This is a genomic window from Mycolicibacter senuensis, assembly GCF_003284925.1.
GTDB classification, from domain to species: domain Bacteria; phylum Actinomycetota; class Actinomycetes; order Mycobacteriales; family Mycobacteriaceae; genus Mycobacterium; species Mycobacterium algericum_A.
The window spans coordinates 1-25,795 of record NZ_QMEX01000055.1 but is presented as its reverse complement, the minus strand read 5'-3'; the positions used below and the strand labels follow the sequence as shown (position 1 = coordinate 25,795).

The following is a 25,795-nucleotide window of genomic DNA, read 5'->3' as shown; positions in this document are numbered from 1 at the left end:
GGGCGGCCGGGCTGTCCGTTGCGTCGGCTCGCCGGCTTGGCCGACCCGGTCGCCGCTTCGACCGGCTGACGGCGCGGCATCGGCGGCAGTACCCGCAGCAGATCGTTGAACTGGCGCACGCAGCGCAGTCCCTCATCCCACTGGGCGCGGGTGCTGGTGATCGGCATGCTCACCAGGGTCCAGTTCGCCTCGTTCCACATGATCTCCGCGCAGTCCGGGGCGGTATGGGCGAAGGTGACCATCCGCCGGTCACACGCCCGGCGGGCCGCGTCGAGGTTGGTGGAGTAGACCATCCGCGGACCGATCGCCCCGAGCAGCCAGATGTCGTTCTCGCGTGGCTCCTTGAGACCCTTGAGCCGCACGTCGACGACGACGTTGGTGCTGACCTTGCGGTGCAGTGCGATCACCGTGGCGACTTCGTCGAGGTCGAAGATGTAGACCGCCTCGCCGCGGATCTGACCGAGCACCACGTTGCGGACGGGCGCATCGCCCGCCGTCGACATCACGCCGCGCTTCCAGCGTCGCAGGATCTCGGTGGACTCCGGTTCGAAGTCGAAGCCTTGCGAGCGCGCCCAGGATCTACGGCGCCGGCTGCGGCCGCGGCGCTGGTCGAGGTCCACGTACAGCAAGACGCCCGCGCCGACGAAGCACAGCGCGGACAGCGTGAACCAGAGCGGGACCATTACGCCTAGCGTATCTGTTGTCGGCCCGGAAGCGAGAACGCTTGCCGGTTACAACCGCGTATCACCACGATTCCAAGAGGTCAACATCACAATTCGAGGGCGTTGGAGCCGCCGAAAATGGTGGTCCCGGTGCCGGTCGGGCTGTAGGAGATATAGACCGGCTGCTGGGCGAACGGGAAGTTGCCGGTGTTCATGGTGTCGCCGGTGGTCACGGTCGGGGAGTTGAACGCCGTGTTCGAGTTGTGCACCGTGTACTCGTACAGCAGGTTGTCGGTGCCGTGCTGGTAAACCGCAATGGTCGTCCCGTCGGGCAGGCCGCCGTTGCTGTCCGGTGTGACGCCGTTGAGCACCGAGGAGGGCATGGTGCCGTACACCCCGCCGGAGTCGACCACCGCTTGGACGGCCTGGTGGGTACCGCCGTTGATGCTGAGATCCAGTTGGGCATAAGGCGCCCCGGCGACCGAGGTTCCGTCGGTCAACGGGTTGGCGCCGAAGACCAACTCCTTGTTCGCCTGGTCGATCAGCAGGCCCTGACCGAGAGCTCCGGGCAGCGCCGCCGTCGGAATGCTGTCCGGTGTCGGCCCGAGCGCGTTCGGCCCGACCCCCAGCACGCCGACGACGTTGGCCGGGCCCAGGTAGTCCTGGATGGACCACGGGCCGAACAGGTTGAAGTTCGCCGGGAACGCGAACAGCACGGCATCCACGGTGCTGTCGGCGGTCACGTGGTCGCCGGCGGCGTCGGTGAAGGTGACCGTGGTGGGCAGCTCGACGTAGAAGTAGTCCAGCGAGCCGCCGAACTGGCCGATGTTGAAACCGGTGGGCAGACCGGTGATGCCGAAGGGGTTGATATCCCAGATCGGCATGACGAGGCCGGCCGCGCCGGTGTCGACCAGGACGGGTGCCGCCGCGCCGCCGCCCACCGAGACGTCCACCACGGGCTCGGTGGTGGCGTTGACCTGCAACGGGACGGTGAAGCTGTCCGGGACGGCGGCGTCCGCGCCGGATGCGGCGGCGCTGCCGGCCGTGCTCGCGTCGGCGGCCCCACCGAAAATCCGCTGCTCGAGATCGTTGATCGGGGTGGCGACCAGATTCTGGTACCAGCCGTCGAACAGGCTGTCGGGCGAGGCCAGCGCCGAACCGGGGTCGGTGTCGGCGGCGATGCCCGGGTCGACCGCACTGAGCGCGTCGATGATCGGCTGGAACAGATCGTCGAAGTCGGCGTTCGCCGCCGGGGCAGCCGCGAACGCCAGGAACGCCCCGGCCGTCGCGGTCGCACCGATCACCTGGCGCCGATGAGCTGCCGACATACCCGCAACCTCCCCCGGTCACGGACAGCCGCGACCAACAGCGGTTACGTTAACCCCGGCAGGGGCCTAGAGCACCAGGGGATTCACCCAAGAAAGAGCCAAAAAAACGGACCTGTCGGGCGGTCAGCTTCCGGCCTGGATCAGCGTGCCGCCGACGATGGTCTTTCCGACGCCGTCAGGACTATAGGAGATGTAGACGGGTTGCTGGCCGAACAGCCAGTTGCCGGTGTTCATGCCGCTGTTGGGGCCGACCACGACCGGGCTGCGCACCTCGCCCGCCTGCGAGCCCACCGTGTAGGAGTACAGCAGCGTGCCGTCCTTGGTGTAGACCGAGATGTCGGTGCCGTTGGGCAGGGTTCCGGCGGCGGTCGGGGTGACATTGCCGAGCGCCGAGGACGGCATGGTGCCGTAGACCCCGCCGGAGTCGATCACCGCGTTGACGTTGGTAAGCGGCCCGTCGTTGAGCTGCACCTTCAGCTCCGCCCAGGGTGACCCGGCAATCACGGTGCCGCCCTCGTACGGGTTGTCGCCGAAGATCAGCTGGCCGTTGGGCTGGTCGATCAGCACGCCGTTGCCGAGAGCACCCGGCAGATCAGCGGTCGGAATGTGGTCGGGAGTGGGTCCGAGCGCGTTGGGCCCGATACCCAAGATGCCGGTGGAGCTGCCCGCCAGGTAGTCGTAGATGGACCAGGAACCGAAGGGGTTCAGGTCCGCCGGGAACGCGAAGAGCACGGCATCCACCGTGGTGTCGGCGGTGACGGTGTCGCCTCCCACGCCGGTGAAGGTGACCGTGGTGGGCAGTTCCAGATAGAAGTAGTTCAGCGCACCGCCGAACTGGCCGATGTTGAAGCCGGTGGGCAGGCCGGTGATGCCGAAGGGGTTGATGTTCCAGATCGGCACGACCAGCCCGGCCGCGCCGGTGTCGACCAGCACCTCTGTCTGTGCGCCGCCGCCGATCGAGACGTTGATCACCGGCTGGGTCGTCAGATTGACATCCATCGGGACGGTGAAGCTCGACGGGAGGTCCGCAACCGGGGTGTCCGGGCCGTACGCAACCGCGCTGCCCGGCAGATCCGAACCGAACAGCCACGGCGCGATGCTGTTGAGCGGGGTGTAGACGAGGTCCTGGTACCAGCCGTCGAACAGGGTGTCCAACGAGGCCAACGCGCTGCCCGGGTCGGTGTCGGCGGCAATGCCCGGGTCGACCATGCTGAAGGCGTCGAGGATGGGCTGGAACAGGTCGTCCCAGTCGGCGTGGGCCGCCGGCGCGGGCGCGCTCAGCGCAAGGAACGCCCCCGCCGCACTGACGGCGCCGACCAGGCGATGACGACGACCTGACATGGCCTGCCCCCTCTGAATTAACGACGAAATTGTAAAAACCCGGACTTTCTCAGCGTCGTTAGAGTAACCGATCAGCTTCGTCATCGCATCCGCAAGCAGGCAATGAAGAGGTCCCCCGCCGGGCGGCGGGGGACCTGATCGGGCGAGCGTCAGCCCAGGATCAGCGACTCGTTATCCACGCCGACATTGACCGGCACGATGTCGCCGTCGTGCACCTCCCCGGCCAGCAGCATCTTGGCCAGCTGGTCGCCGATGGCCTGCTGGATCAGCCGGCGCAGCGGACGCGCCCCGTAGACCGGGTCGAACCCGCGGTGCGCCAGCCACCTCTTGGCCTCGAGGGAGACCTCCAGTTGCAGCCGGCGCTGCGCCAGCCGCTTGGACAGCTGCTCCAGCTGGATGTCGACGATCTGCACCAGCTCTTCGGGGTTGAGGCCTTCGAAGATCAGCACGTCGTCGAGCCGGTTGATGAACTCGGGCTTGAACGCGGACCGCACCGCGGCCATCACCTGCTCGTCGGTGCCCCCCGATCCCAGGTTGGAGGTCAGGATCAGGATGGTGTTGCGGAAGTCGACGGTGCGGCCCTGGCCGTCGGTGAGCCGGCCCTCGTCGAGCACCTGCAGCAGCACGTCGAACACGTCCGGATGGGCCTTCTCCACCTCGTCGAAAAGCACCACGGTGTAGGGCCGGCGGCGCACCGCCTCGGTCAGCTGACCGCCCTGGTCGTAGCCGATGTAGCCGGGGGGCGCCCCGACCAGCCGTGCCACCGAGTGCTTCTCGCCGTACTCGCTCATGTCGATGCGCACCATCGCCCGCTCGTCGTCGAACAGGAAGTCCGCCAGCGCCTTGGCCAGCTCGGTCTTGCCGACGCCGGTGGGGCCGAGGAACAGGAACGAACCGGTCGGCCGGTTGGGGTCGGCGACCCCGGCCCGGCTGCGCCGCACCGCGTCGGAGACCGCTTGCACCGGCTTGCGCTGTCCGACGACCCGCTTGGCGAGCTCGTCTTCCATCCGCAGCAGCTTGGCGGTCTCGCCTTCCAGCAACCGCCCGGCCGGGATACCGGTCCAGGCGCTCACCACGTCGGCGATGTCGTCGGGACCGACTTCCTCCTTGAGCATCACCTGCTCACGGGCCTCGGCCTTGGGCAGCGCCGCCTCGAGCTTCTTCTCCACCTCGGGGATACGCCCGTATCGCAGTTCGGCGGCCTTGGCCAAGTCGCCGTCGCGTTCGGCGCGGTCGGACTCCCCGCGCAGGGTTTCCAGCTGCTCCTTGAGTTCGCGGACGACGTCGATGGCGTTCTTCTCGTTGTGCCACCTGGTGGTCAGCTCGGCCAGCTTCTCCTTGTAGTCCGCCAATTCGGCACGCAGCTTCTCCAGCCGGTCCTTGGAGGCCTCGTCCTCTTCCTTGCTCAGCGCCATCTCTTCGATTTCCAGCCGACGCACCAGCCGTTCGACCTCGTCGATCTCGACGGGCCGGGAGTCGATCTCCATCCGCAGCCGGGACGCGGCCTCGTCGACCAGGTCGATGGCCTTGTCCGGCAGGAAACGGGCAGTGATGTAGCGGTCGGAGAGAGTGGCCGCGGCGACCAGCGCCGAGTCGGTGATCCGCACACCGTGGTGCACCTCGTAGCGCTCCTTGAGGCCACGCAGGATGCCGATGGTGTCCTCGGCCGACGGTTCGCCGACGTAGACCTGCTGGAAGCGGCGCTCCAGCGCGGCGTCCTTCTCAATGTACTTGCGGTACTCCTCCAGCGTGGTCGCACCGACCATCCTCAGCTCACCGCGGGCCAGCATCGGCTTGATCATGTTGCCGGCGTCCATCGCACCCTCACCGGTGGCGCCCGCGCCGACGATGGTGTGCAGCTCGTCGATGAAGGTGATGATCTGCCCGGCGGCGTTCTTGATCTCGTCGAGGACGGCCTTGAGGCGCTCTTCGAACTCACCGCGATACTTCGCGCCGGCCACCATCGAGCCCAGGTCCAGCGAGACAACGGTCTTGTCGCGCAGGCTCTCCGGGACGTCACCGGCCACGATGCGCTGGGCCAGGCCCTCCACGATCGCGGTCTTGCCGACGCCGGGCTCACCGATGAGCACGGGGTTGTTCTTGGTGCGTCGGGACAGTACTTGCACCACCCGGCGGATCTCGGTGTCGCGCCCGATCACCGGGTCGAGCTTGCCTTCGCGGGCGCGGGCGGTCAGGTCGGTGGAGTACTTCTCCAGCGCCTGGTAGCTGGCCTCGGGGTCGGGGTTGGTGACCCGGGCGCTGCCGCGCACCTTGGTGAACGCCTCCCGCAGCGCCTCCGGTGAAGCGCCGTGACCGGTGAGCAGCTTGGCGACGTCGGAGTCGCCCGTGGCCAGACCCACCATCAGGTGCTCGGTGGAGACGTACTCGTCGTCCATCTCGGTGGCCAGCTGCTGACCGACGGTGATCGCGGCCAGGGATTCGCGGGACAGCTGCGGTTGCGCGCTGGCGCCGCTGGCCTGCGGCAGCCGGTCGAGCAGATGCTGGTTCTCGGTGCGGATCGTCGCGGGGTTCACCCCGACCGCCTCCAGCAGCGGCACGGCGATCCCCTCATTCTGGGTCAGCAGGGCCTGCAGCAGGTGCGCCGGCCGGATTTCGGGGTTTCCGGCAGCGGTCGCCGCCTGCAGGGCCGCGGTCAGGGCCGCCTGCGTCTTGGTGGTCGGGTTGAACGAGTCCACGACACCTCCATTCGGGGTCAGAGCGGGCCCGGGAGGGCTCGCCAAAAATGCTTGTCGTGTTGTCCAACGTCGTCAAGGTTGAGTCTGTTCCGCTCAACCCCAATTATCCGGTTTCGGCGGCGGCACTCAGGACAGCCGCAGTGCCCGGCCGGCGTTCTGCGCCAGCCGGGGCCGGCTTCGAGGCTCCCAGCAACGCCCGGAACAGCCAACTGTGGTCCGAGGGCAGCACACCGGCCGACTGCGTGGCATCGAGTAGATCGAACAGCGTCTCAGGCGTCACCGATCCGGTGTCGGACACCACCCGCGCCCTGCACGCCAGCGCCCTGTCAGGAGCGCTCACCGCCCTGGTCCTGGACTGGGCCGACGGGCGGCTCCCGGTGAGTCGCGCCGACCTCGGCGCCTACGCCACCCGCCTGGGGCTCGCAGGCCTGCGCTGACCGGCGCGTCCAGAAATAGAGGCCGATCCAGACGCTGTAGCCGATGGCCATACCGGCATACATCACGGCGGGGTCGGTCTGACCGTGAACGCTGAGGTACAGCACCACCCCGGCCAACAGCGCGGGCAGCACCGCCGCGCGACGCCTCATCGCAAATGCGCCGGCGACCAGCGCGATCGACGCGATCAGCAGCGCCGGGCTGACCCGGTGCAACAGGTCGAGCAGGGCACCCCGGGACTCGCCGGCGCTGTGTCCCGCATGGCCCATCCCTGCGACCCCGGATGCGCCGACCCCGAGTGCCACCAGGATCGCCGGCAGGCAGCAGCCCAGCGTGCAGGCCAATGCGGCGATGACGCCCGCCACCCCGAACCGGCGACTCGTCGCCGAGCCGGGCCGACGCTGATCCGGACATTGCGGCCTGGGTGGCATATCCGCCTTCCGTCGAAACATTGCTGCGAACCTATACCCGGTAGGGGTATATGGCAAGTGACGGGCGGTTCGGCGCCGTCATCGGCGATGCCCGCCGCCCGAACGGCTACGGTGCTGCCATGACGTCCGGCCTGGGTTCGTTGTTGACCACGTTGATTCCGCTCGCCCTGGTGGTGGCGCTCTCCCCGATCACCGTCATCCCCGCGGTGCTGGTGCTGCACACCGCTCGCCCGCGCGAGACCGGGCTGTCGTTCCTCATCGGCTGGCTGGCCGGGCTGGCCGCCCTCACCGCGGCCTTCGTCGCCGCATCCGGCCTGCTGGGCGGCCTGACTGACACACCGCCGACCTGGGCGTCGTGGCTGCGGATCGTGGTCGGCGTGGCGCTGATCGCCTTCGGCGGCTACCGCTGGGCGACCCGGCACCGGCACGGCGAAATGCCGGGTTGGATGCGCAGATTCACCTCCATGACCGCGCCCCGGGCCGGCCTGACGGCCGTGGCACTGGCCGTGATCCGGCCCGAGGTGCTGTTCATGTGCGCTGCTGCCGGCCTGGCCATCGGCAGCGCCGGACTGACGGCCACGGGCAACTGGCAGGCGGCCGTGCTCTTCGTGGCCGTTGCCGCATCCACGGTCGTGGTCCCGATCGCGGGCTACCTGGTAGCCAGCGACCGGTTCGATCCGGCGCTCAACCGGCTCAAAGACTGGATGGAGCAGCAACACGCCGCACTACTCGCGGTCATCCTGATCCTCATCGGTGCGATGGTGACCTACAACGGAATTCACGCGCTCTAGCCGTTATCACCGCTGGTCCGCATAAGATCGCGGCCGTGGGCCTAGACGACCGTGACGCACTGCAGGTGCTGCGCAACGCGTTCGCCGGCGCCGATGGCGGCGGCGACAGCTTCGTCGGCCGCCTGTTCATCCGCTGGTTCGGCACCGACCCGTCGGCTCGAGACCTCTTCCCTGCCGACCTGACCGCCATCCGCGTCGCCTTCGCCCAGGCGATGAGCTGGGTGTACGGCGAACTCGTCGCCCAGCGCGCCCAGGAGCCGGTCGCATTTCTGGCGCAACTCGGCCGAGATCACCGTAAATATGGTGTGACACAACGCCACTACGCCGCCATGGGCCAAGCCCTGTACGCCGCCCTCCGTGACGAGCTGGCAACCGCCTGGGTTCCCGCTGTCGACGACGCCGCCCGCGAGTCACTGAATCTGATCATCGGGGTGATGGGCGGTGCCGCCGACGCCGAGGACGGTCCGGCCTGGTGGGACGGCACCGTCGTCGAACAGCTGCGGGTCTCGCGGGACCTGGCCGTCGTCCGGATCCAGCTGGACCGCCCGCTGCCCTACCATCCCGGCCAGTACGTCAAAGTCGAGGTACCGCAGTGCCCGCGCTCGTGGCGCTACCTCTCGCCCGCCGTCCCGGCCGACGAGGCCGGTGCGATCGAATTCCACGTGCGCGGGGTCCCCGGCGGCCTGGTCAGCCCCGCGATCGTCAACGAGACCCGGCCCGGTGACCGTTGGCGGCTGTCCAGCCCGCACGGCGGCCTGCACGTCGACCGGGATGCGGGTGACGTGCTGATGATCGCCGGCAGCACCGGTCTGGCACCGCTGCGGGCGATCATCATGGACCTGACCCGGTGGGGCGTCAATCCGCGGGTGCATCTGTTCTTCGGTGGGCGGTACCCGTGCGAGCTCTACGACCTGCCCACGCTGTGGCAGATCGCTGCGCACAACCCGTGGCTGTCGGTGACCCCGGTGTCGGAGTACGCGCGCGACCCCGGCTGGGCCGCCGACTACCCCGACGCGACCCCGCCGCGGGGCCTGCATGTGCGGCAGACCGGACGGCTGGCCGATGTGGTCACCCGCTACGGCAGCTGGAGCGATCGCCAGATCCTGATCTGCGGCGGCTCGCAGATGACCCGAGCCACCGCGGCCGCGCTGATCGCCAAAGGTGCGCCTGCGCACCATATTCAACACGACCCGTTATCGGAGTGAATGTGTCCCGGTTTCCGGCCTGCACCCTTCGTGATCCGTCGTCGGAGCTCACGGCGACATTCGTCCCGAGCGCCGGCATGATCGGCACCTCACTGTCCGACGGCGGTGTGGAGCTACTCGGGCTACGCCGGGGCCTGCAGGCTTACGTTTCCGATTACAAGACCATGGGCATTCCGCTGTTATATCCGTGGGCAAACCGCTTGAGCGGCAACAGCTACCGTGTCGGCGACACCGAGGTCACGCTCACCCCGGGGTCTGGCGGAGTACACACCGACGCCCATGGCGCCCCGATCCACGGCACGCTCGCCGGCGACCCCGGCTGGCGGGTTACCGAACAGTCGGCATCCACGCTGACCGCCGAGCTCGACTTCGGTTCGCGGCCTGACCTGTTGGCGTCCTTCCCGTTTCCGCATCTGCTGCGGTCGGCTGTCTGGATCGCCGACCGCACGCTGACGGTGCGCACGACTATCACTGCCACCAGCGAGGCGGCGGTGCCGCTGTGCTTCGGGTTCCACCCGTATCTACAGCTGCCCGGCGTGCCCCGGCAGCAGTGGCGCATCGAAACACCGCCGATGCGCTCGCGGATGGTCGATACCCGCGGCATCCCCACCGGAGCGACTGCGCCCTACCCGTCGGCGACCGAGGTGTTGGGCGAGAAGGTGTTTGATGACGGCTTCGACGACGTGACCCCCGGCGCGGTGTTCGCGCTGTCCGGCGGCGGCCGACGTATCGAAGTGCAGTTCGACGCGGGCTATCCGGCGGCACAGATCTACGCGCCGGCCACCGAGGACGTGATCTGCTTCGAACCGATGGCCGCACCGACCGACGCGCTGCGCCGCGGCGGCTACCGGATGGCGCGCCCGGACGAGCCCGGGGTGGCGCAATTCAGCATTCGGGTCCGTTGACGCTGCACCCATGGCGGAAAAGTTCGAGTAGCGAACGCCGTGACTACAGTCTCAATGGGCGGGAATCAACTACGCGGCTTCCACACCACCACGGCGGTGCTCTTGGGCATCACCGCGATCTCGCGGCGCTGGTTGCCACGCAACATCTCCAGCTCAGCCGACATCTCCTTGATCCGGGACTGCAGCGCCTCGACCTGGTTGGTCAACTCGATGATCCGCTTGATACCGGCCAGGTTGACACCCTCGTCGTGCGAGAGCCGCTGCACCTCACGCAGCAGATCGACATCGCGCTCGGAGTAGCGCCGCCCGCCGCCGGCGCTGCGGCGCGGACTGACCAGACCGATCCGGTCATAGGTCCGCAGCGTCTGCGCGTGCATGCCGGCGAGCTCGGCGGCCACCGAGATCAGGAAGGTGCGGGAGTTCTTCTCGGATTTACTCATGGTCGGTTACCCGCCCATCCCGCCCGCGGGTCGAACCCGCTGGACCGCTCCGCTGCCGCGTACGCCTCCAAAGCTTCCTGGGCGTGGCCCTCCAGGTTCGGCGGGACCGCGACCTTCACGGTGACCAGCAGGTCGCCGTTACCGCCGCCGCGCTTGGGGACGCCGCGTCCGCGAACCCGCAGGATCCGGCCGTCGGCGGTGCCCTTCGGCACCCGCACGCCGACCTTGCCGTCCAGCGTCGGCACCGACAACGTGGTGCCCAGGGCGAGTTCGGAGAAGCTGACCGGGATGGTGACCGTCAGGTCGTCGCCGTCGCGTCCGAAAACCTTGTCCGGACGCACCCGCACCGTCACATACAGGTCGCCGGACGGCGCACCGCGCAGCCCCGCCTCGCCCTGGCCGGCCAGCCGAATCCGTTGGCCGTCTTCGACACCCGGCGGAATACGCACGTTGATGGTGCGGGTGCGGGCCGCCCGCCCGGTGCCCTTGCACTCCGAACACGGATGTTCGATGATCGACCCGCTGCCACGGCAGTCGGTACACGGCTCGGAGAATCCGAACGCGCCCTGGTTGCTGCTGATCACGCCGGAGCCGTTGCAGGACGAGCACACTCGTGGACTGGTGCCCGGCCGCGCGCCACTGCCGTGACAGTTGGTGCACGGTGCCGCGCTGGTCAGCCGCAACGGCATCTCGACGCCCTTGGTGGCCTCCAAAAAGCTCAGCTCGGAGTCGGTCTCCAGGTCGTTGCCGCGCCGCGGTCGGCTGGGCCGCTGCTGTGCACCGCGGCCGAACAGCCCGCCGAACAGATCACCGATGTTGGCGCCGCCGGTCTGACCGGCGGCACCGAACAGGTCGTTGAGGTTGAACTCGCCGCCGTCGCCGCCGGTGCTGAACCGATCGAAGTTGCCGCCGCCGAAACCGCCACCGCCGTTGAAGCGCCGGCCGAACCCGCCGCCGGCGAACAGCCGACGGGTCTCGTCATATTCCTTGCGCTTGGCCGAATCGGTGAGCACTTCTTTGGCCTCCGACACCGCCTTGTAGCGGTCCTCGGCCGCCTTGTTACCGGGGTTGCGGTCCGGGTGATTCTCGGCGAGCAACCGGCGGGCCGCCCGTTTGATCTCCTCGGCGCTGGCGTCGGAGGAGACGCCCAGCTCTTTGTAGAAGTCCTTCTCGACCCATTCACGTTGAGCCATGCCGCGTCACCTCCTCACCTGGATCAATTCTCGTCGCCGGCATCTTCGTCGTCGGCGCCGGCTTCGTCCCCACCGCTGCCCTGGTCACCGTCCGGAACAGTGTCCACCACGCCGACCATGGCGTGGCGCAGCACCTGGTCACCGAGTTTGTAACCCTGCCGCAGCACGGTGCCGATCACCGAATGGCTTCCGTCGCCCTCATGCTGGACGGCCTCGTGCAGCAGCGGATCGAACTCGTCGCCCTCGACGCCGAACGCTGCCAATCCCAGCCCGTCGAGCACGCTGGTCAGCTTGTCGGCCAATGCCTTCAGTGGCCCCGACTCGAGGTCGCCGTGGCTGCGGGCGCGGTCCAGGTCGTCGAGGATCGGCAGCAGCTCGGTCACCACCGAGGCCTTGGCCCGGTCCGCGACGCCCTGCTGGTCGCGCAGCGCCCGCTTGCGGTAGTTCGCGAAGTCGGCTTGTACCCGCTGCAGGTCGGCGGTCAGCTCCGCGACCTGGTCGACTTCGCCGGTATCGGCGACCGGCGCCGCCGGTGCCGGCTCGCTTGGAGCCGGCCCGGCAGCACCCGCCCGCACCTCACCGGTTTCCGGGTCTATGCGGCGCTTGTCGGTGACGGTGATCGTTTCCGGAGATGGTTCGCGTGGATTACCTTCGCTCACTTGGTGTCTCCATCATCGACCACTTCGGCGTCCACGACGTCATCAGCGCCGGCGGACGCACCGCCCGCGGCATCGGAGGCGGCCTGCTCGGCCTGGGTGGCCTCGTAGATCGCCTGGCCGAGCGCCTGCGATTCGACGCCCAACTTCTCCATCGCCGACTTGATGGCGCCGATGTCGGTGCCCTCCAGCGCCTTCTTCGCCTCGCCGATGGCCGCGTCGACCTTAGCCAGGGTGTCCTCGGGAACCTTCGAACCACCCTCGGCGTCGCGCTGCTCGGTGACGAACTTCTCCGTCTGGTAGACCAGCGACTCGGCCTGGTTGCGCACGTCGGCCTCTTCGCGACGCTTACGGTCCTCGTCGGCGTGCGCCTCGGCATCCTTGATCATCCGGTCGATCTCCTCCTGGGACAGGCCGGAGCCCTCCTGGATCTTGATCGTGTTCTCCTTGCCGGTGCCCTTGTCCTTGGCGGTGACGTGCACGATGCCGTTGGCGTCGATGTCGAAGGTGACCTCGATCTGCGGGACACCGCGCGGGGCCGGCGGGATACCGGTCAGCTCGAAGGAGCCGAGCAGCTTGTTGTGCGAGGCGATCTCGCGCTCACCCTGGAAGACCTGGATCTGCACCGACGGCTGGTTGTCGTCGGCGGTGGTGAAGGTCTCGCTCCGCTTGGTCGGGATCGTGGTGTTGCGCTCGATCAGCTTGGTCATCACGCCGCCCTTGGTCTCGATACCGAGCGACAGCGGGGTGACGTCAAGCAGCAGAACGTCTTTCACCTCACCCTTCAAGACACCCGCTTGAAGTGCGGCTCCGACCGCTACAACCTCGTCGGGGTTGACGCCCTTGTTGGGCTCCTGGCCGCCGGTCAGCTCCTTGACCAGGTCGGTCACCGCGGGCATCCGGGTGGAACCACCCACCAGCACCACGTGGTCGATCTCCGACACCGAGATACCGGCGTCCTTGATCACCGACTGGAACGGCTTGCGGGCACGGTCCAGCAGATCCTGGGTGATCTTCTGGAACTCCGAGCGGGTGAGCTGCTCGTCGAGGAACAGCGGGTTCTTGTCGGCGTCGACGGTGATGTAGGGCAGGTTGATCGAGGTGCTCTGTGAGCTCGACAGCTCGATCTTGGCCTTCTCGGCCGCCTCCCGCAGCCGCTGCATCGCCATCTTGTCCTTGGTCAGGTCGATACCCGACGTGGCCTTGAACTTGTCGACCAGCCACTCCACGACGCGGTCGTCCCAGTCGTCGCCACCGAGGTGGTTGTCGCCGGAGGTGGCCCGCACCTCGACCACGCCCTCGCCGATCTCCAGCAGCGAAACGTCGAAGGTACCGCCACCGAGGTCGAAGACCAGGATGGTCTGTTCCTTCTGGCCCTTGTCGAGGCCGTAGGCCAGCGCGGCCGCGGTGGGCTCGTTGACGATGCGCAGTACGTTCAGGCCGGCGATCTGGCCGGCTTCCTTGGTGGACTGGCGCTGGGCGTCGTTGAAGTAGGCGGGCACGGTGATGACCGCGTCGGTGATGTCCTCACCGAGGTAGGCCTCCGCGTCGCGCTTGAGTTTCATCAACACCCGCGCGCTGATCTCCTGCGCGGTGTAGTCCTTGCCGTCGATCTCGACTTTCCAGTCGGTGCCCATGTGGCGCTTGACCGAGCGGATGGTGCGGTCGACGTTGGTGACCGCCTGGTTCTTGGCGGGCTGGCCGACCAGCACCTCACCGTTGCGGGCGAACGCGACCACCGACGGGGTGGTGCGCGAGCCCTCCGAGTTTGCTACGACGACAGGATCGCCGCCCTCCAGCACCGAGACGCAAGAGTTGGTGGTCCCGAGGTCGATTCCGACCGCACGAGCCATTGTGGTTCCTCCCTATAGACGATTCCGTAGTCTGAGCGGACTGCGCTCAAGGATGCGCTTGCCGCCGCCCCGCTGTCAACTCAGACTTGAGTGGTATTGACTCAACTTATCGATGGGGTCAACGGGTGGGGTACCCGCTTTGTTCCCAGCGGAGCGGTCAGGCGCTCACCACGGTCACGATCCCTGACGGTGACTCGAGGGCTTGCAGGGTTCGCGCGGCGGCGGTGTCGATGTGCACCCGGGGGTTCGGAGGGAGTTCTGCCTGGGGTGAGAAGACGCGGACGGCGCTGGTCAGACCCGGACGGTCGAAGACGTCGCAGATGATCGGTTGGGCACCCAGGAAGGCCAGCCCGTCGGCCTTCGCGGCTGACCGCGTCATCGCCCCGACGGTGTGGCCGGCCTGCACCAGCATCGGGACGAGCCGCCTGCCGATCACACCCGAGGCGCCCGCGAAGAAGATCCGCCTGCCGCCTTCGGCAGCGCTCATCCCGCGAGCTTCGCGGCCAGGGCGGCCAACTTGGCGTCGAGCCCTTCGGCGGCCGCCAGCAGCGCGGGGTTGGGTTCTACGACCATCAGTGATGAGGGCTTGAGGTAGGTCAGACTGCTGGTGCCGTGCGCCTCGCCGACGATCAGCAACTCCACCGGCGCGAACAGCCCCGCCGTCACGTCGTGGCGCAACATCGTGATCGCGATCAGCGGGTTGCCGATGATGACCCGCAACACTTTTCGGTTGATACCGGCCTTGGTGATCCAGCCGCCATGATCGAAGATCGTGAACAGCATGAATCCGCTTGGACCGACATGGGTTTGGACCTCATTGCGATACGAGTCCCAGCTGACGAAATCCTTCGCAATGTCCTCGATCGGAACCGGACGATCGCCGACATCGGCGAACAATGCGGCCACCAGCTCGTCGTAGCTCTTCGTGCTCTCATAGCGCACCCGAACTCCGGACAACCGGGTCTCGCGCGGATCAGACGGCGACACGATCCACCTCCTCGACATCGGCAGCCGCGGGTTCTTCGAAACGCTCCTGGACGCGGGCGCGCGGGGTGCGATCCACCCGCAGGCTCAGCAGGTCCGGGCGGCTGTAGTGGCCGCGCGAATCCATCTGCGACTTACGGGCATCGATCAGTGAGAAGTCCAGGTCGGCGATCACCTCGCCCTCACCGAAAAGCAGTGGCTCATCCACCAGCTCCCCGTGCGGGCTGATGATCGCGCTGAAGCAGCCGCCCGAGATGGGACCGATCGGGCACCCCGTGTCGGCCATGATCCGGGCCTGCTGGTCGGCATCCAGCCAGGCGGTGGAGTTCACGACGAAGGCACCCGATTCGAGTGCGTGATTGCGCACGCTGATCTCGGCCTGTTGCGCGAACAACTCGCCGGCGAACGAGCCCGGCCACATGCCCGCGTGGATCTGCTCGCCGTCGGCGATCAAGGCATACCGGGCCAACGGGATGTAGTGCTCCCAGCAGGCCAGCTGCCCGATCCGTCCGACCGCGCTGTCGACGGCCCGCAGCCCGGTGCCGTCGCCCTGCCCCCAGATCATCCGCTCGTGATAGGTCGGCATGATCTTGCGCCGGCGCTGCAGCAGGCTGCCGTCCGCATCGAACAACAGCTGGGTGTTGTACAGCGACCCGCCGTCGCGCTCGGTCACACCGATGGAAACCACCATTGCGGCTGCTCTGGCCGCGGCGCCGATCGCATCGATCTCCGGCGATGGGATCGTCACGGCCTGCTCCATCAGTCTGAGGTGTTGCGGGCGCATCTCGAACGGACGCTGCACGAACGCGAAGTACGGGTAGTACGGGATCACCGTTTCGGGAAAGACCGCGAATTGCACACCGCGGCGCGACAACTGCTCAATCTTGGCGACCACCCGTTCGACGGTTCCTTCCCGGCTGTAGAGCACCGGGCTGACCTGCACGGCGGCGGCTCGGATCGCGTTCATGGCCGTCACCCCTCGATCCGCTCGATGATGGTGGCGTTGGCCATGCCGCCGCCCTCGCACATCGTCTGCAGTCCGTAGCGTTTTCCACTGTGCTGCAACGCGTTTACCAGTGTTGTCATCAGTCGCGCGCCGCTGGCACCGAGCGGATGCCCGATCGCGATGGCGCCGCCGTTGACGTTGGTCTTGGCCAGATCCGCGCCGGTTTCTTTCGCCCAGGCCAACACCACCGGGGCGAACGCCTCATTGACCTCGAACAGGTCGATATCGGCCAGGGTCAACCCGGCACGCCGCAACACCTTCTCGGTGGCCGGTATCACCCCGGTGAGCATGTAGAGCGGATCGGACCCGACGACGGTGGTGGTGTGGACCCGCGCGAGTGGCCGCAGGCCCAGCTTCTTGGCGGCTTCTCCGCTGGTGATCAGCAGTGCTGCACTGCCGTCGGACAGCGGCGAGGAGTTACCGGCGGTGATCTCCCAATTGATCTGCGGGAAGCGTCTTTTCACCGCTTCGTCGTAGAAGGCCGGACGCAACGCCGACAACGACTGGACGGTGGTGCCGGGCCGGACGATCTCGTCGGCGGTCAGGCCGGCGACCGGAGCCAGCTCGTCGTCGAAGAGCCCCTCTTTGGTGGCCCGCGCCGCCTTCTCGTGACTGGTTGCGGAGAACTCGTCGAGTTCGGTCCGGGACAAACCCCACCGGGCGGCGATCAGCTCGGCGCTGATGCCCTGCGGCACCAGCCCTTCGGGATACCGGCGCGTCATGTCCTCGCCGAAGGGATTACTGCCCGGCAGCACCGAGCTGCCCATCGGGACACGGCTCATCGACTCCACCCCGGCTGCGATGACCATGTCGTATGCGCCTGCCAGGACACCCTGGGCCGCGAAGCTGATCGCCTGCTGACTGCTGCCGCATTGTCGGTCGATCGTGGTGCCGGGAACCGATTCGGGAAAACCCGCTCCCAATAGGGCGTTGCGGCCGATGTTGACGGCCTGATCGCCCACCTGGGTGACGGCACCGGCGATGACGTCGTCGACTTGGGCCGGATCGACGCCGGTGCGCCGCACCAACTCCCGCAGGCTGTGCGCCAGCAGGTCGGCGGGCAGGACACCGTGCAGGGCGCCATCGGGCTTGCCCTTGCCGATGGGGGTGCGTACGGCGCCGACGATGACGGCGTCGCGTCCTCGATATCCGGTCATCGCGAATTCTCCTGCCCGCTGAGTATGGTCCTCTATACCCAGGTATACACCCTAGGTATAGTAGAGTCAACTCAGGAGTGGAGGTGATCGAGATGACTTTTCTGCAGGGGTCGCTCGCCGACCGCGATTCCTGGTCGGCGATCGGCGAGTGCCCGGTCGAAAAGACCATGGCCGTCGTCGGCACCAAGTCCGCGATGCTGGTCATGCGGGAGGCCTATTACGGCACCACCCGCTTCGACGACTTCGCCCAGCGGGTGGGCATCACCAAAGCCGCGACCGCCACCCGGCTGGCCGAACTCGTCGACCTCGGATTACTGGCCCGGCGGCCGTATCGTGAGCCGGGCCAGCGCAGCCGCGACGAATACGTGCTGACCGAGGCCGGAAGCGACTTCATGCCGGTGGTCTGGGCCATGTTCCAGTGGGGGCAACGGCACCTGCCCAACCGCAGCCGGATAGGGCTGACCCATCTGGGCTGCGGCGCCGATGCGTCGGTGGAGATCCGCTGCGCCGAAGGTCACCGCGTCGAGCCCGGCGAGTTGGGCGCCCGGTTGGTCAAGCGGAAAGCCGCCACGCCCTGACCGGTGCAGGGGACGCGACTTAGGTACTCGTCGGGCCCGCCGAGGCACCCGTCGTCGCCGGTATGCACCGGAAACCGTGCAAGGTGGCCAACCCCCGCGGTGTCGGGGTGCCGGCGAGCGCCAGGTCGGGAAATCGCTCGAACAGCGCGCGCAGCGCGATGGCGGCTTCCATGCGGGCCAGATTGGCCCCGAGGCAGGCGTGGATTCCGCTGCTGAAGGACAGGTGTTCTTTGGCGTTGAACCTGGTGATGTCGAACCGGCCGGGGTCTTCGAACACGTCGGGGTCGTGGTTGGCACCGCCCAGCAGCAGCGCAACCGTCTCGCCGGCGGCGAGGCGGTGTCCGTCGAGCTCCAGGTCGCAGAGCGGATTGCGTGACGTCATCTGCACCGGGCTGTCGAAGCGCAACACCTCCTCGATCGCGCCCGGCCACAACTCGGGATCCTCGCGCAGCATCGCCAACTGGTCTCGGTGACGCAGCAACTGCACGATCGCGTTGCCGATGAGATTGACGGTGGTCTCGAATCCCGCGCCGACGACCAACAACGCCGTCACGCCCAGTTCACGCCGGTCAAGATCACCGTCGCGGATCACCTGGCTGAAGATGTCGTCGCCGGGACCGTCACGCAACCGTTCGATGTGGTCGCCGAAATCACGGTCGCTGTCCCGCAGCGACTGCATCGCGCTCCGAAATGTCTTCCAGGACACGCCGATATCGAGCAACGGCGCTCCGAGTTCACCCCGGTCCAGCATCGGCGCCCGCATTTCCTCGGGGATGCCGAGTATCTCGGCGATGATCCGCGCCGGCAATGGACCCGCGAAGTCGGCGATCAGGTCCGGCTGCGGTGCGGATTCCAAACGGTCAAGCAGGTCGTCGGTGATCTCCACGACCCGGGCGCGCAGTTTTTCGATCGCACGAGGCGTGAACGCGCGCACGACGGCGCGCCGGTAGCGCGTGTGATCGGGCGGATCGACCATGAGCATCGAGGGCGGTTCAGCCGGATTCGGCAACTGCGGATCCGTTCGGCTGATCAACCAACGAACCGGTCGGGGCAGGTTCATGTTGGCGGGGTTGCTCACTCCGAACCGGTCATCGCGCAAAATGGTCCGGCACAGCTCGTGGTCGGCGGTGACCGAGACGAACGGCGTGCGAGTCAGGCTTCCGGCCGCACGAATCTGCTCGATCAACGGCTCGGGCTCACCGCCGCGCATCGGGCCGGCGAGTAGCCGTGCCAGGGGTTCGCCGCGGCGCGCCTGCACCGCCAGGAACGTCCGCGGAAGCCCGTGCAGCAACGCCCACCGGCCCCACAGAACTGGTCGCATGACCGACCTCCCGCCGCTCGGGGTCACCGCTTGGCCCGTCAGACAACCAGAGCCTACTGAGCCGGCACGCGACCCGCCGGAGCACACCGGCGGTGATCGGCGCGCTGACACCGCCTTCGGGACCGTTGCTCGGCGGCCCCCCACGACCAGCCCGGTGGGTTACCCTCGCACCGATGTCTACGGTCCCCGACCCTCACCTGGCCCCGCCGGCCGCGCTGGCCCGCGAAGACGAGGGCTATCACAAGGATCTCCATCCTCGTCAGGTGCAGATGATCGCCATCGGCGGGGCGATCGGCACCGGGCTGTTCCTGGGGGCCGGCCGGCGCCTGCATGAGGCGGGCCCCGCCCTGTTCCTGGTCTATGGGATCTGCGGCATCTTCGTGTTCTTCATCCTGCGGGCGCTCGGCGAATTGGTGGTGCACCGCCCCACCTCGGGGTCGTTCGTGTCGTATGCCCGCGAGTTCTTCGGGGAGAAAACGGCATTCGTCGCGGGCTGGCTGTACTTCCTCAACTGGTCGATGACCGGGATCGTCGATACCACCGCGATCGCGACGTACTTCCACTACTGGGGCGTGTTCCACGTCGTTCCGCAGTGGGTGCTGGCACTGATCGCACTGGTGTCGGTGGTGTCGATGAACCTGATCTCGGTGAAGCTCTTCGGCGAACTGGAGTTCTGGGCCGCGCTGATCAAGGTGGTGGCTCTGGTGACCTTCCTGATCGTCGGGACCGTCTTTCTGGGCGGCCGCTTTCAGGTCGACGGCGAGTCCACCGGCCTGCACCTGTGGGTCGACAACGGCGGCTTCCTGCCGACCGGACTACTCCCTGTGGTGCTGGTCACCTCGGGTGTGGTGTTCTCCTATGCCGCGGTCGAACTGGTCGGCACCGCCGCCGGTGAGACCGCCGAGCCGGAGAAGATCATGCCGCGGGCGATCAACTCGGTGGTGGCCCGGATCGCGATCTTCTACGTCGGCTCGGTGGTACTGCTGGCGCTGCTGCTGCCCTACACCGCCTACAAGCACGGCGAGAGCCCGTTCGTGACGTTCTTCGCCAAGATCGGGTTCAACGGTGCCGGCGGCCTGATGAACCTGGTGGTGCTCACCGCGGCGTTCTCCAGCCTCAACGCGGGCCTGTATTCCACCGGGCGGATTCTGCGGTCGATGGCGGTCAACGGCAGCGGTCCGAAGTTCACCGCACCGCTGTCTGGAAACGGTGTGCCTTACGGCGGCATCCTGCTGACCGGCGCGATCGGCCTGTTCGGGGTCGCGCTGAACGCCGTCGTCCCGGAGCACGCCTTCGAGATCGTGCTCAACATCGCCGCCTTGGGCGTGATCACGGCATGGGCGACCATCGTCGCCTGCCAGCTGCGGTTCTTGTCGTTGACCAAGCGAAGCGAGTTGCAGCGGCCGGCCTTCCGGATGCCACTGGCGCCCTACAGCGGCTACGTCACCCTGGCGTTCCTGGCCGCCGTGGTGGTGCTGATGATGTTCGACCCCGAATACGGCGTCTGGATCCGCACCGCGGTGCTGGTCGGCGGACCAGGCCTGGTCGCCGGCTGGTACCTGGTGCGTAACCGGGTGAGGGCCGCGGCCGTGCCCGCCACGGACACCGGCGAGCAACCGCCCACGGTGGCCGCGCAAGCCGAAACGGACGAGTAGGACGAGTTAGGAGGCCGAAACCCCATGCCCGGCAACCGGTACGCAGCCAAGCCTCCGCTGTACGGGATGGTGCTGGTGTTCTGCGCCATCGCGATCGTCGCCATCACCGCCTACCTGCATGCGGGCTGGTGGTCGGTGCTCGGCTACGCGCTCGCCGCAGTCACGGCGGTCGCCGGGGGCGTGTTGGCATTCCGGGATTTCTCGTAATCGGATTTCTCGCAGCCGGATTTCTCGCAGCCGCCGACCGGTTGGTGCCCGACGCCCGGAACCGCGCGTCACTGCAGCCACTCACGTCACAGGGTGCGTAGGCTGTGGCCCAATCGATGTCGGCGGGGGACTGCGTGCAGGTACCGGATCAGGCGAGAACCAAGGCGTTCAGCCGGCAACTGGCGCTGACGGCCGCGCTACTGCTGGCCGGCTGTAGTACCACCGTCGACGGCAACCCGACCGCGGCGCCCGGCGGCAGCGGGCCCCCGGAGCCGTCGTTGCGGACACCCCGCCCAACCACCGCCCCGCCGAGCACCTCGACGCCCACCGCGCCGCCGTCGTCGAGCAGCCCGGGCAAGCCCGGCGACGCCATCGCCCTACCGCCGGACGAGAACGGTTACGTCTTCATCGAGACGAAGTCCGGACGGACCAGATGCCAGATCTCGACACGGCAGGTCGACTGCGAAGCCGAGTTCACCAACAGCCCGCTCAAGAGCGGTGAGCATGCCAACGGTGTCAGCGTCAGTTCCGACGGCACCGTGCAGTGGGTGCTCGGCAACCTCGGCGACATCCCGGTCGTCACCATCGACTACCTGACCTACCACGCCGAGGGCTGGAAGATCGACGCCGACGTCGAGGGCACCCGATTCACCAACGACCGCACCGGTCACGGCATGTTCGTCAGCATCGACAACGTCGAGACGTTCTGAGCTCTGGCCCAGCTCAGCAGCAACCGCTTTCCGTTACGATCGCTGGAATGGCGCGCTTCGGATCTTCACACGGCTCCGGCACACCCGGGGACGACCCAACCCGATCCACCCAGTATGGGCAACGCGGGCCGCAGCCGCCCGGGCCCCAGCCGGCGCCGTTCGGTCCCGCCGGCCCCAGGCACCACCCCGGCGACCCGGGATTCCCGCCCGGCAATGCGCCGACCCAGTACAACCCCGCCTACCACCCGATCGAACAGCAACGTCCCGGCGATCCAGACACCGAGGACTTCGCCGCGTCGGCGCCCACCCCCTGGTTTCGCCGACGCTCGGTGCTGACCGCCTGGTTCGGACTCATTCTGCTGATGCTCGCGCTGGTGATCTGGGGCATCGTCCAGCTGACCAGCCGCGGACCGGGGGACGGCGGTACCGCGCCGGCGAGCAGCTCCTCGAGCACCACCGCCGGCACGACCAGTCCGACCAGCACGACCAGTCCGACCAGCACCCCGCCGAGCGCGTCGAGCACCACCGCCGCGCCGCCCCCGCCTCGGCAGGCACCACCCCAACAATCCCCGCCGCGGCAACCCCCGGCGCCCAGCGAGACGCATCGCCACCGGCCGCGCCTGCCGTCGCTGCCGTCGGTGATCACCATCCCGCCGGTGCCGAAAGTTCCCGAGCTGCCGACGGTGATCACCATCCCGCCGTACCGGTAGGCCGGCTCGGTACTCTCGCCGCATGCGACCGCAGCGTGATCCGGCCTGGCTCGGCATCGACGTGGTGGCCGTCCTGGTGTTCTGCGCGCTGGGGCGCCGCAGTCACGACGAGGGCCTCGATATCAGCGGCCTGGCAACCACGGCCTGGCCGTTTCTGAGCGGTACGGTGCTGGGCTGGCTGCTGTCGCGCGGCTGGCGCAGGCCCACCGCCGTCGTCCCGACCGGGGTGATCGTCTGGGTTTCGACGGTGCTGGTCGGCATGGCGTTGCGGGCGGCGACCGCTACGGGCGTGGCATGGTCATTCGTCGCGGTCGCGTCGACGGTGACCGCCGTGTTCCTACTCGGCTGGCGGGCGGTGTTCGAGCTCGTCGCGCGACGCCGCGCCACCCGGTAGACGGCACAGCGAGTCGTCAGCCGCCGGCGCGGGGTTTCGTCAGCAGCAGCACCTACCATCGGTGTGCGTGGAACGAACGCCGGACGACCCCAACGACGAACCGACCCGGATGGCCGACTACGACTATCGCGGGGCCGACAGATATGACGAGCCGGCCGGCTACTACAGCGAGTACCGTGACCCCACCGGAGCGCAGCCCGGCTGGCCCGAACCGCCGCCGGCCCCCTGGTACCTGAGGCCGCTCGCGCTCATCGGTTGGGGTGTGCTCACCGCCCTGCTGATCGCCACGCTGGTGTGGAGCATGGTCCGGCTGGTGAACAAGGACTCCGGCGACACCACGCCGGCGACGACGTCGGTCACCTCCACCGTGGCACCCCCGGGCGAGCCGACCGCCCCGAATCCGATCGCCCCGGCGCCCACCGGTCAGGAAAAGGCACCGCCACCGGCTACCACCACCACCACCGAACCGCCGGCTACCAGCACCACCGAACCCCCGAGCACGACCACCGAACCCACGACGACTGCGCCGACCACGACTGCGCCGACGACCACCCAGCCCACCACCACCCAGCCCCCGACCACGACCGCAGCGCCGCCGACCACCACTGCCGGGGCGGATGGTCAATAGCGCTGCCACGCCGCGAAAACCCTTCCGAACAGTCGCAAACCGATACAGTTAGGCCAGCCTGCGTCGCGCTGCACGAGAACGGGGTGGCACTATGGGCGAGCATCAAGCAGCGCTTGAGCAGGTATTGCGCAAGATAGACGGTAAGTTACCCATCAGTAACTTCAGCTAAGCTACTGGCTGGTAACTTCTGGATGAGAGAGGCGCTCCGTGACCGAGAATGTCCAGATGATGATCAGGCTGGTCGTCGGGCTGTCCATGACAGCGCTCGTCGCAGTTCTCGCCGTACGCCGGGTGTTCTGGCTGTACAAGCTGGTCATGTCCGGCCAGAAGGTCGGCGCCGAACGGGTGTCCGACGTCGGTGCCCGGGTGTGGACCCAGGTCCGTGAGGTCGCCGGCCAGGCCAAGCTGCTGAAGTGGTCGATTCCGGGCATCGCGCACTTCTTCACCATGTGGGCGTTCATCGTGCTGCTGACCGTCTACATCGAGGCCTACGGTCAGCTGTTCAAGCACGACTTCGCCATCCCGGTCATCGGCCAGTGGGATGCGCTGGGCTTCCTGCAGGACTTCTTCATCACCGCGGTCACGCTGTCGATCTTCGCGTTCATGATCATCCGCATCATCCGCAATCCGCGCGAGATGGGCCGGGAATCGAGGTTCTACGGCTCGCACAACGGTGGCGCCTGGCTGATCCTGGTCATGATCCTCAACGTGGTGTGGACCTTCCTGCTGCTGCGCGGCGCCGCGGTCAACACCGGCAGCCTGCCCTACGGCAACGGCGCCTACCTGTCGCAGCTGATGGGCAAGATCATGGAGCCGTTGGGGCTCGCCGCGAACGAGACCATCGAGACCGTCTCGCTGCTGCTGCACATCGGTGTGGCGCTGGCGTTCTTGATCATCGTGCTGCACTCCAAGCACCTGCACATCTTCCTGGCCCCGATCAACGTCACCTTCAAGCGGTTGCCCGACGGGCTGGGCCCGCTACTGCCGATCGAGTACGAGGGCGAGGCGCTGAACTTCGACGACCCGCCCGAAGACGCGGTCTTCGGCCGCGGCAAGATCGAGGACTTCTCCTGGAAGGGCATGCTCGACTTCGCCACCTGTACCGAGTGTGGCCGCTGCCAGTCGCAGTGCCCGGCGTGGAACACCGGTAAGCCGCTGAGCCCCAAGTTGTTGATCATGGACCTGCGTGATCACTGGATGGCCAAGGCGCCCTACCTGCTCGGCACCAAGGACGCGCCGGACATGGACATCGACCTGGCCGACGCCAAACCGCTGGCCGGTCACCATGTGCCGGAGAAGGGCTTCGAGCGCATCGGTGGCTCCGGCCCGGAGCAGGCCACCCGCCCGCTGGTCGGCACCGCCGAACAGGGCGGCGTGATCGACCCGGACGTGTTGTGGTCGTGCACCAACTGCGGCGCCTGCGTCGAGCAGTGCCCGGTGGACATCGAGCACATCGACCACATCCTGGACATGCGCCGCTACCAGGTGTTGGTGGAGTCGGAGTTCCCGTCCGAGCTGGCCGTGCTGTTCAAGAACCTGGAGAACAAGGGCAACCCCTGGGGGCAGAACGCCAGCGAGCGCACCGCCTGGATCGACGAACTCAACTTCGACATCCCGGTTTACGGCCAGGACGTCGACAGTTTCGACGGCTTCGAGTACCTGTTCTGGGTGGGCTGCGCGGGCGCCTATGAGGACCGCGCCAAGAAGACCACCAAGGCCACCGCCGAACTGCTGGCGGCCGCCGGGGTGAAGTTCCTGGTGCTGGGCACCGGCGAGACCTGCACCGGTGACCCGGCGCGGCGATCCGGCAACGAGTTCCTGTTCCAGCAGTTGGCAACCCAGAACGTCGAGACGCTCAACGAGTTGTTCGACGGCCTGGAGAAACCAGACCGCAAGATCATCGCCAGCTGTCCGCACTGCTTCAACACGATCTCGCGGGAATACCCGCAGTTGGGCAGCGAGTACACGGTGCTGCACCACAGCCAGGTGCTCAACCGGCTGGTCCGGGACCAGAGGCTGATACCGGTCACGCCGATGTCGCGTGATGTCACCTACCACGACCCATGCTTCCTGGGCCGTCACAACAAGGTGTACGAGCCGCCGCGCGAGCTCGTCACCGCCGCGGGAGCCAATCTGGTCGAGATGCCGCGTAACCGCGATCGCTCGTTCTGTTGCGGCGCCGGCGGCGCCCGGATGTGGATGGAAGAGCACATCGGCAAGCGGGTGAACCACGACCGCGTGGACGAGGCGCTGGCCACCGGCGCCACGACCATCGCCACCGCCTGCCCGTTCTGCCGGGTGATGATCAGTGACGGCCTCGACGACCGGATCGAGGCCTCCGGGCGTTCCGGCGTGGACGTCCGTGACATCGCCCAGCTGCTGCTGGACTCGCTGGACATGTCCGGGGTGACGTTGCCGGAGAAGGGCACCGCTGCGGCGGCGGCCGCTGCGACCGTCAAGACGGCGCCGAAGGAGGCGCCGGCACCTGCTGCCGCTGCCACCGCGACGG

26 protein-coding genes are annotated in these 25,795 nt (G+C 67.7%); 11 read left to right on the top strand and 15 right to left on the bottom strand.

Annotated features, from left to right (window positions below; genetic code table 11):
• The 6 genes from ttfA to DQP56_RS13815 all read right to left on the bottom strand — a co-directional run.
• Positions 1-683 (bottom strand): trehalose monomycolate transport factor TtfA (gene ttfA, locus DQP56_RS13840; RefSeq protein ID WP_234825663.1); only part of this gene is annotated, 683 nt, incomplete at its 3' end.
• A gap of 86 nt (positions 684-769) precedes the next feature.
• Positions 770-1,990: a PecA family PE domain-processing aspartic protease gene (locus DQP56_RS13835; protein WP_234825662.1), complete on the bottom strand. Its 1,221-nt coding sequence runs from the start codon at positions 1,988-1,990 to the stop codon at positions 770-772.
• Positions 1,991-2,113: 123 nt separating this feature from the next.
• Entirely contained in the window at positions 2,114-3,331 is a 1,218-nt protein-coding gene (locus DQP56_RS13830; protein WP_112686299.1) for a PecA family PE domain-processing aspartic protease, read from the bottom strand.
• A gap of 149 nt (positions 3,332-3,480) precedes the next feature.
• Positions 3,481-6,027 carry an ATP-dependent chaperone ClpB gene (gene clpB / locus DQP56_RS13825; RefSeq protein ID WP_112686297.1) on the bottom strand — a complete coding sequence of 849 codons (2,547 nt, stop codon included), beginning with the start codon at positions 6,025-6,027 and terminating at the stop codon, positions 3,481-3,483.
• Positions 6,028-6,130: 103 nt separating this feature from the next.
• Positions 6,131-6,367, bottom strand: a complete 237-nt coding sequence (locus tag DQP56_RS13820) for a hypothetical protein (protein ID WP_133258931.1) — start codon at positions 6,365-6,367, stop codon at positions 6,131-6,133.
• Positions 6,354-6,893, bottom strand: coding sequence for a hypothetical protein (locus DQP56_RS13815; protein WP_234825661.1), 540 nt, complete (start codon positions 6,891-6,893; stop codon positions 6,354-6,356). The genes DQP56_RS13820 and DQP56_RS13815 overlap by 14 nt, the downstream gene beginning before the upstream one ends.
• A gap of 119 nt (positions 6,894-7,012) precedes the next feature.
• On the opposite strand from DQP56_RS13815, the gene DQP56_RS13810 reads away from it, so the two are divergent.
• Genes DQP56_RS13810 through DQP56_RS13800 form a run of 3 tightly spaced genes read left to right on the top strand, consistent with a single transcriptional unit; the run spans position 7,013 to position 9,794 of the window.
• Positions 7,013-7,684 (top strand): GAP family protein, encoded by a 672-nt coding sequence (locus DQP56_RS13810; protein WP_112686309.1) that lies wholly within the window; start codon positions 7,013-7,015, stop codon positions 7,682-7,684.
• Positions 7,685-7,719: 35 nt separating this feature from the next.
• Complete coding sequence (locus DQP56_RS13805; RefSeq protein WP_112686291.1) at positions 7,720-8,889, top strand: FAD-binding oxidoreductase; 1,170 nt, start codon at positions 7,720-7,722, stop codon at positions 8,887-8,889.
• A gap of 2 nt (positions 8,890-8,891) precedes the next feature.
• Positions 8,892-9,794 carry an aldose 1-epimerase gene (locus DQP56_RS13800; protein WP_234825660.1) on the top strand — a complete coding sequence of 301 codons (903 nt, stop codon included), beginning with the start codon at positions 8,892-8,894 and terminating at the stop codon, positions 9,792-9,794.
• Between the two features lie 65 nt (positions 9,795-9,859).
• Here the strand turns inward: DQP56_RS13800 and DQP56_RS13795 are convergent, their stop codons facing one another.
• From DQP56_RS13795 to DQP56_RS13760, 8 genes are all read right to left on the bottom strand, one after another.
• Positions 9,860-10,234 (bottom strand): heat shock protein transcriptional repressor HspR, encoded by a 375-nt coding sequence (locus DQP56_RS13795; RefSeq protein WP_112686289.1) that lies wholly within the window; start codon positions 10,232-10,234, stop codon positions 9,860-9,862.
• Positions 10,231-11,427, bottom strand: a complete 1,197-nt coding sequence (gene dnaJ / locus DQP56_RS13790; RefSeq protein ID WP_112686287.1) for a molecular chaperone DnaJ — start codon at positions 11,425-11,427, stop codon at positions 10,231-10,233. Before dnaJ ends, DQP56_RS13795 begins: the two co-directional genes overlap by 4 nt.
• A gap of 23 nt (positions 11,428-11,450) precedes the next feature.
• Complete coding sequence (grpE, locus tag DQP56_RS13785; protein WP_112686285.1) at positions 11,451-12,086, bottom strand: nucleotide exchange factor GrpE; 636 nt, start codon at positions 12,084-12,086, stop codon at positions 11,451-11,453.
• Entirely contained in the window at positions 12,083-13,936 is a 1,854-nt protein-coding gene (gene dnaK, locus DQP56_RS13780) for a molecular chaperone DnaK (RefSeq protein ID WP_112686283.1), read from the bottom strand. The genes grpE and dnaK overlap by 4 nt, the downstream gene beginning before the upstream one ends.
• 157 nt (positions 13,937-14,093) lie before the next feature.
• Positions 14,094-14,423 (bottom strand): NAD(P)H-binding protein, encoded by a 330-nt coding sequence (locus tag DQP56_RS13775; protein ID WP_112686281.1) that lies wholly within the window; start codon positions 14,421-14,423, stop codon positions 14,094-14,096.
• On the bottom strand, positions 14,420-14,941 hold the full coding sequence (locus DQP56_RS13770; RefSeq protein WP_112686279.1) for a DUF302 domain-containing protein: 522 nt from the start codon (positions 14,939-14,941) through the stop codon (positions 14,420-14,422). The genes DQP56_RS13775 and DQP56_RS13770 overlap by 4 nt, the downstream gene beginning before the upstream one ends.
• Complete coding sequence (locus DQP56_RS13765) at positions 14,910-15,887, bottom strand: nitrilase-related carbon-nitrogen hydrolase (RefSeq protein WP_112686277.1); 978 nt, start codon at positions 15,885-15,887, stop codon at positions 14,910-14,912. The genes DQP56_RS13770 and DQP56_RS13765 overlap by 32 nt, the downstream gene beginning before the upstream one ends.
• 5 nt (positions 15,888-15,892) lie before the next feature.
• Positions 15,893-17,083 carry a thiolase family protein gene (locus DQP56_RS13760; protein ID WP_112686275.1) on the bottom strand — a complete coding sequence of 397 codons (1,191 nt, stop codon included), beginning with the start codon at positions 17,081-17,083 and terminating at the stop codon, positions 15,893-15,895.
• 92 nt (positions 17,084-17,175) lie between these two features.
• On the opposite strand from DQP56_RS13760, the gene DQP56_RS13755 reads away from it, so the two are divergent.
• The gene (locus DQP56_RS13755; protein WP_112686305.1) at positions 17,176-17,661 is read left to right on the top strand and encodes a winged helix-turn-helix transcriptional regulator; all 486 of its coding nucleotides are present in this window, start codon (positions 17,176-17,178) and stop codon (positions 17,659-17,661) included.
• 19 nt (positions 17,662-17,680) lie between these two features.
• On the opposite strand, the gene DQP56_RS13750 is transcribed toward DQP56_RS13755, so the two are convergent.
• Positions 17,681-18,982 (bottom strand): cytochrome P450, encoded by a 1,302-nt coding sequence (locus DQP56_RS13750; RefSeq protein WP_112686273.1) that lies wholly within the window; start codon positions 18,980-18,982, stop codon positions 17,681-17,683.
• Between the two features lie 173 nt (positions 18,983-19,155).
• On the opposite strand from DQP56_RS13750, the gene DQP56_RS13745 reads away from it, so the two are divergent.
• The 7 genes from DQP56_RS13745 to DQP56_RS13715 all read left to right on the top strand — a co-directional run.
• Positions 19,156-20,637 (top strand): amino acid permease, encoded by a 1,482-nt coding sequence (locus DQP56_RS13745; protein ID WP_112686271.1) that lies wholly within the window; start codon positions 19,156-19,158, stop codon positions 20,635-20,637.
• A gap of 24 nt (positions 20,638-20,661) precedes the next feature.
• The gene (locus DQP56_RS13740; protein ID WP_112686269.1) at positions 20,662-20,844 is read left to right on the top strand and encodes a hypothetical protein; all 183 of its coding nucleotides are present in this window, start codon (positions 20,662-20,664) and stop codon (positions 20,842-20,844) included.
• Positions 20,845-20,978: 134 nt separating this feature from the next.
• A complete protein-coding gene (locus tag DQP56_RS13735; RefSeq protein ID WP_435673863.1) occupies positions 20,979-21,554 on the top strand; it encodes a hypothetical protein in 576 nt (191 codons plus the stop codon).
• Positions 21,555-21,601: 47 nt separating this feature from the next.
• Positions 21,602-22,264 (top strand): hypothetical protein, encoded by a 663-nt coding sequence (locus DQP56_RS13730; RefSeq protein WP_112686265.1) that lies wholly within the window; start codon positions 21,602-21,604, stop codon positions 22,262-22,264.
• Between the two features lie 22 nt (positions 22,265-22,286).
• Positions 22,287-22,658 carry a DUF3054 domain-containing protein gene (locus tag DQP56_RS13725; protein ID WP_205868875.1) on the top strand — a complete coding sequence of 124 codons (372 nt, stop codon included), beginning with the start codon at positions 22,287-22,289 and terminating at the stop codon, positions 22,656-22,658.
• A 67-nt stretch (positions 22,659-22,725) separates the two neighbouring features.
• A complete protein-coding gene (locus DQP56_RS13720; RefSeq protein ID WP_112686264.1) occupies positions 22,726-23,286 on the top strand; it encodes a hypothetical protein in 561 nt (186 codons plus the stop codon).
• Positions 23,287-23,511: 225 nt separating this feature from the next.
• The coding region (locus tag DQP56_RS13715; protein WP_133258932.1) for a (Fe-S)-binding protein at positions 23,512-25,795 on the top strand (2,284 nt) is incomplete at its 3' end.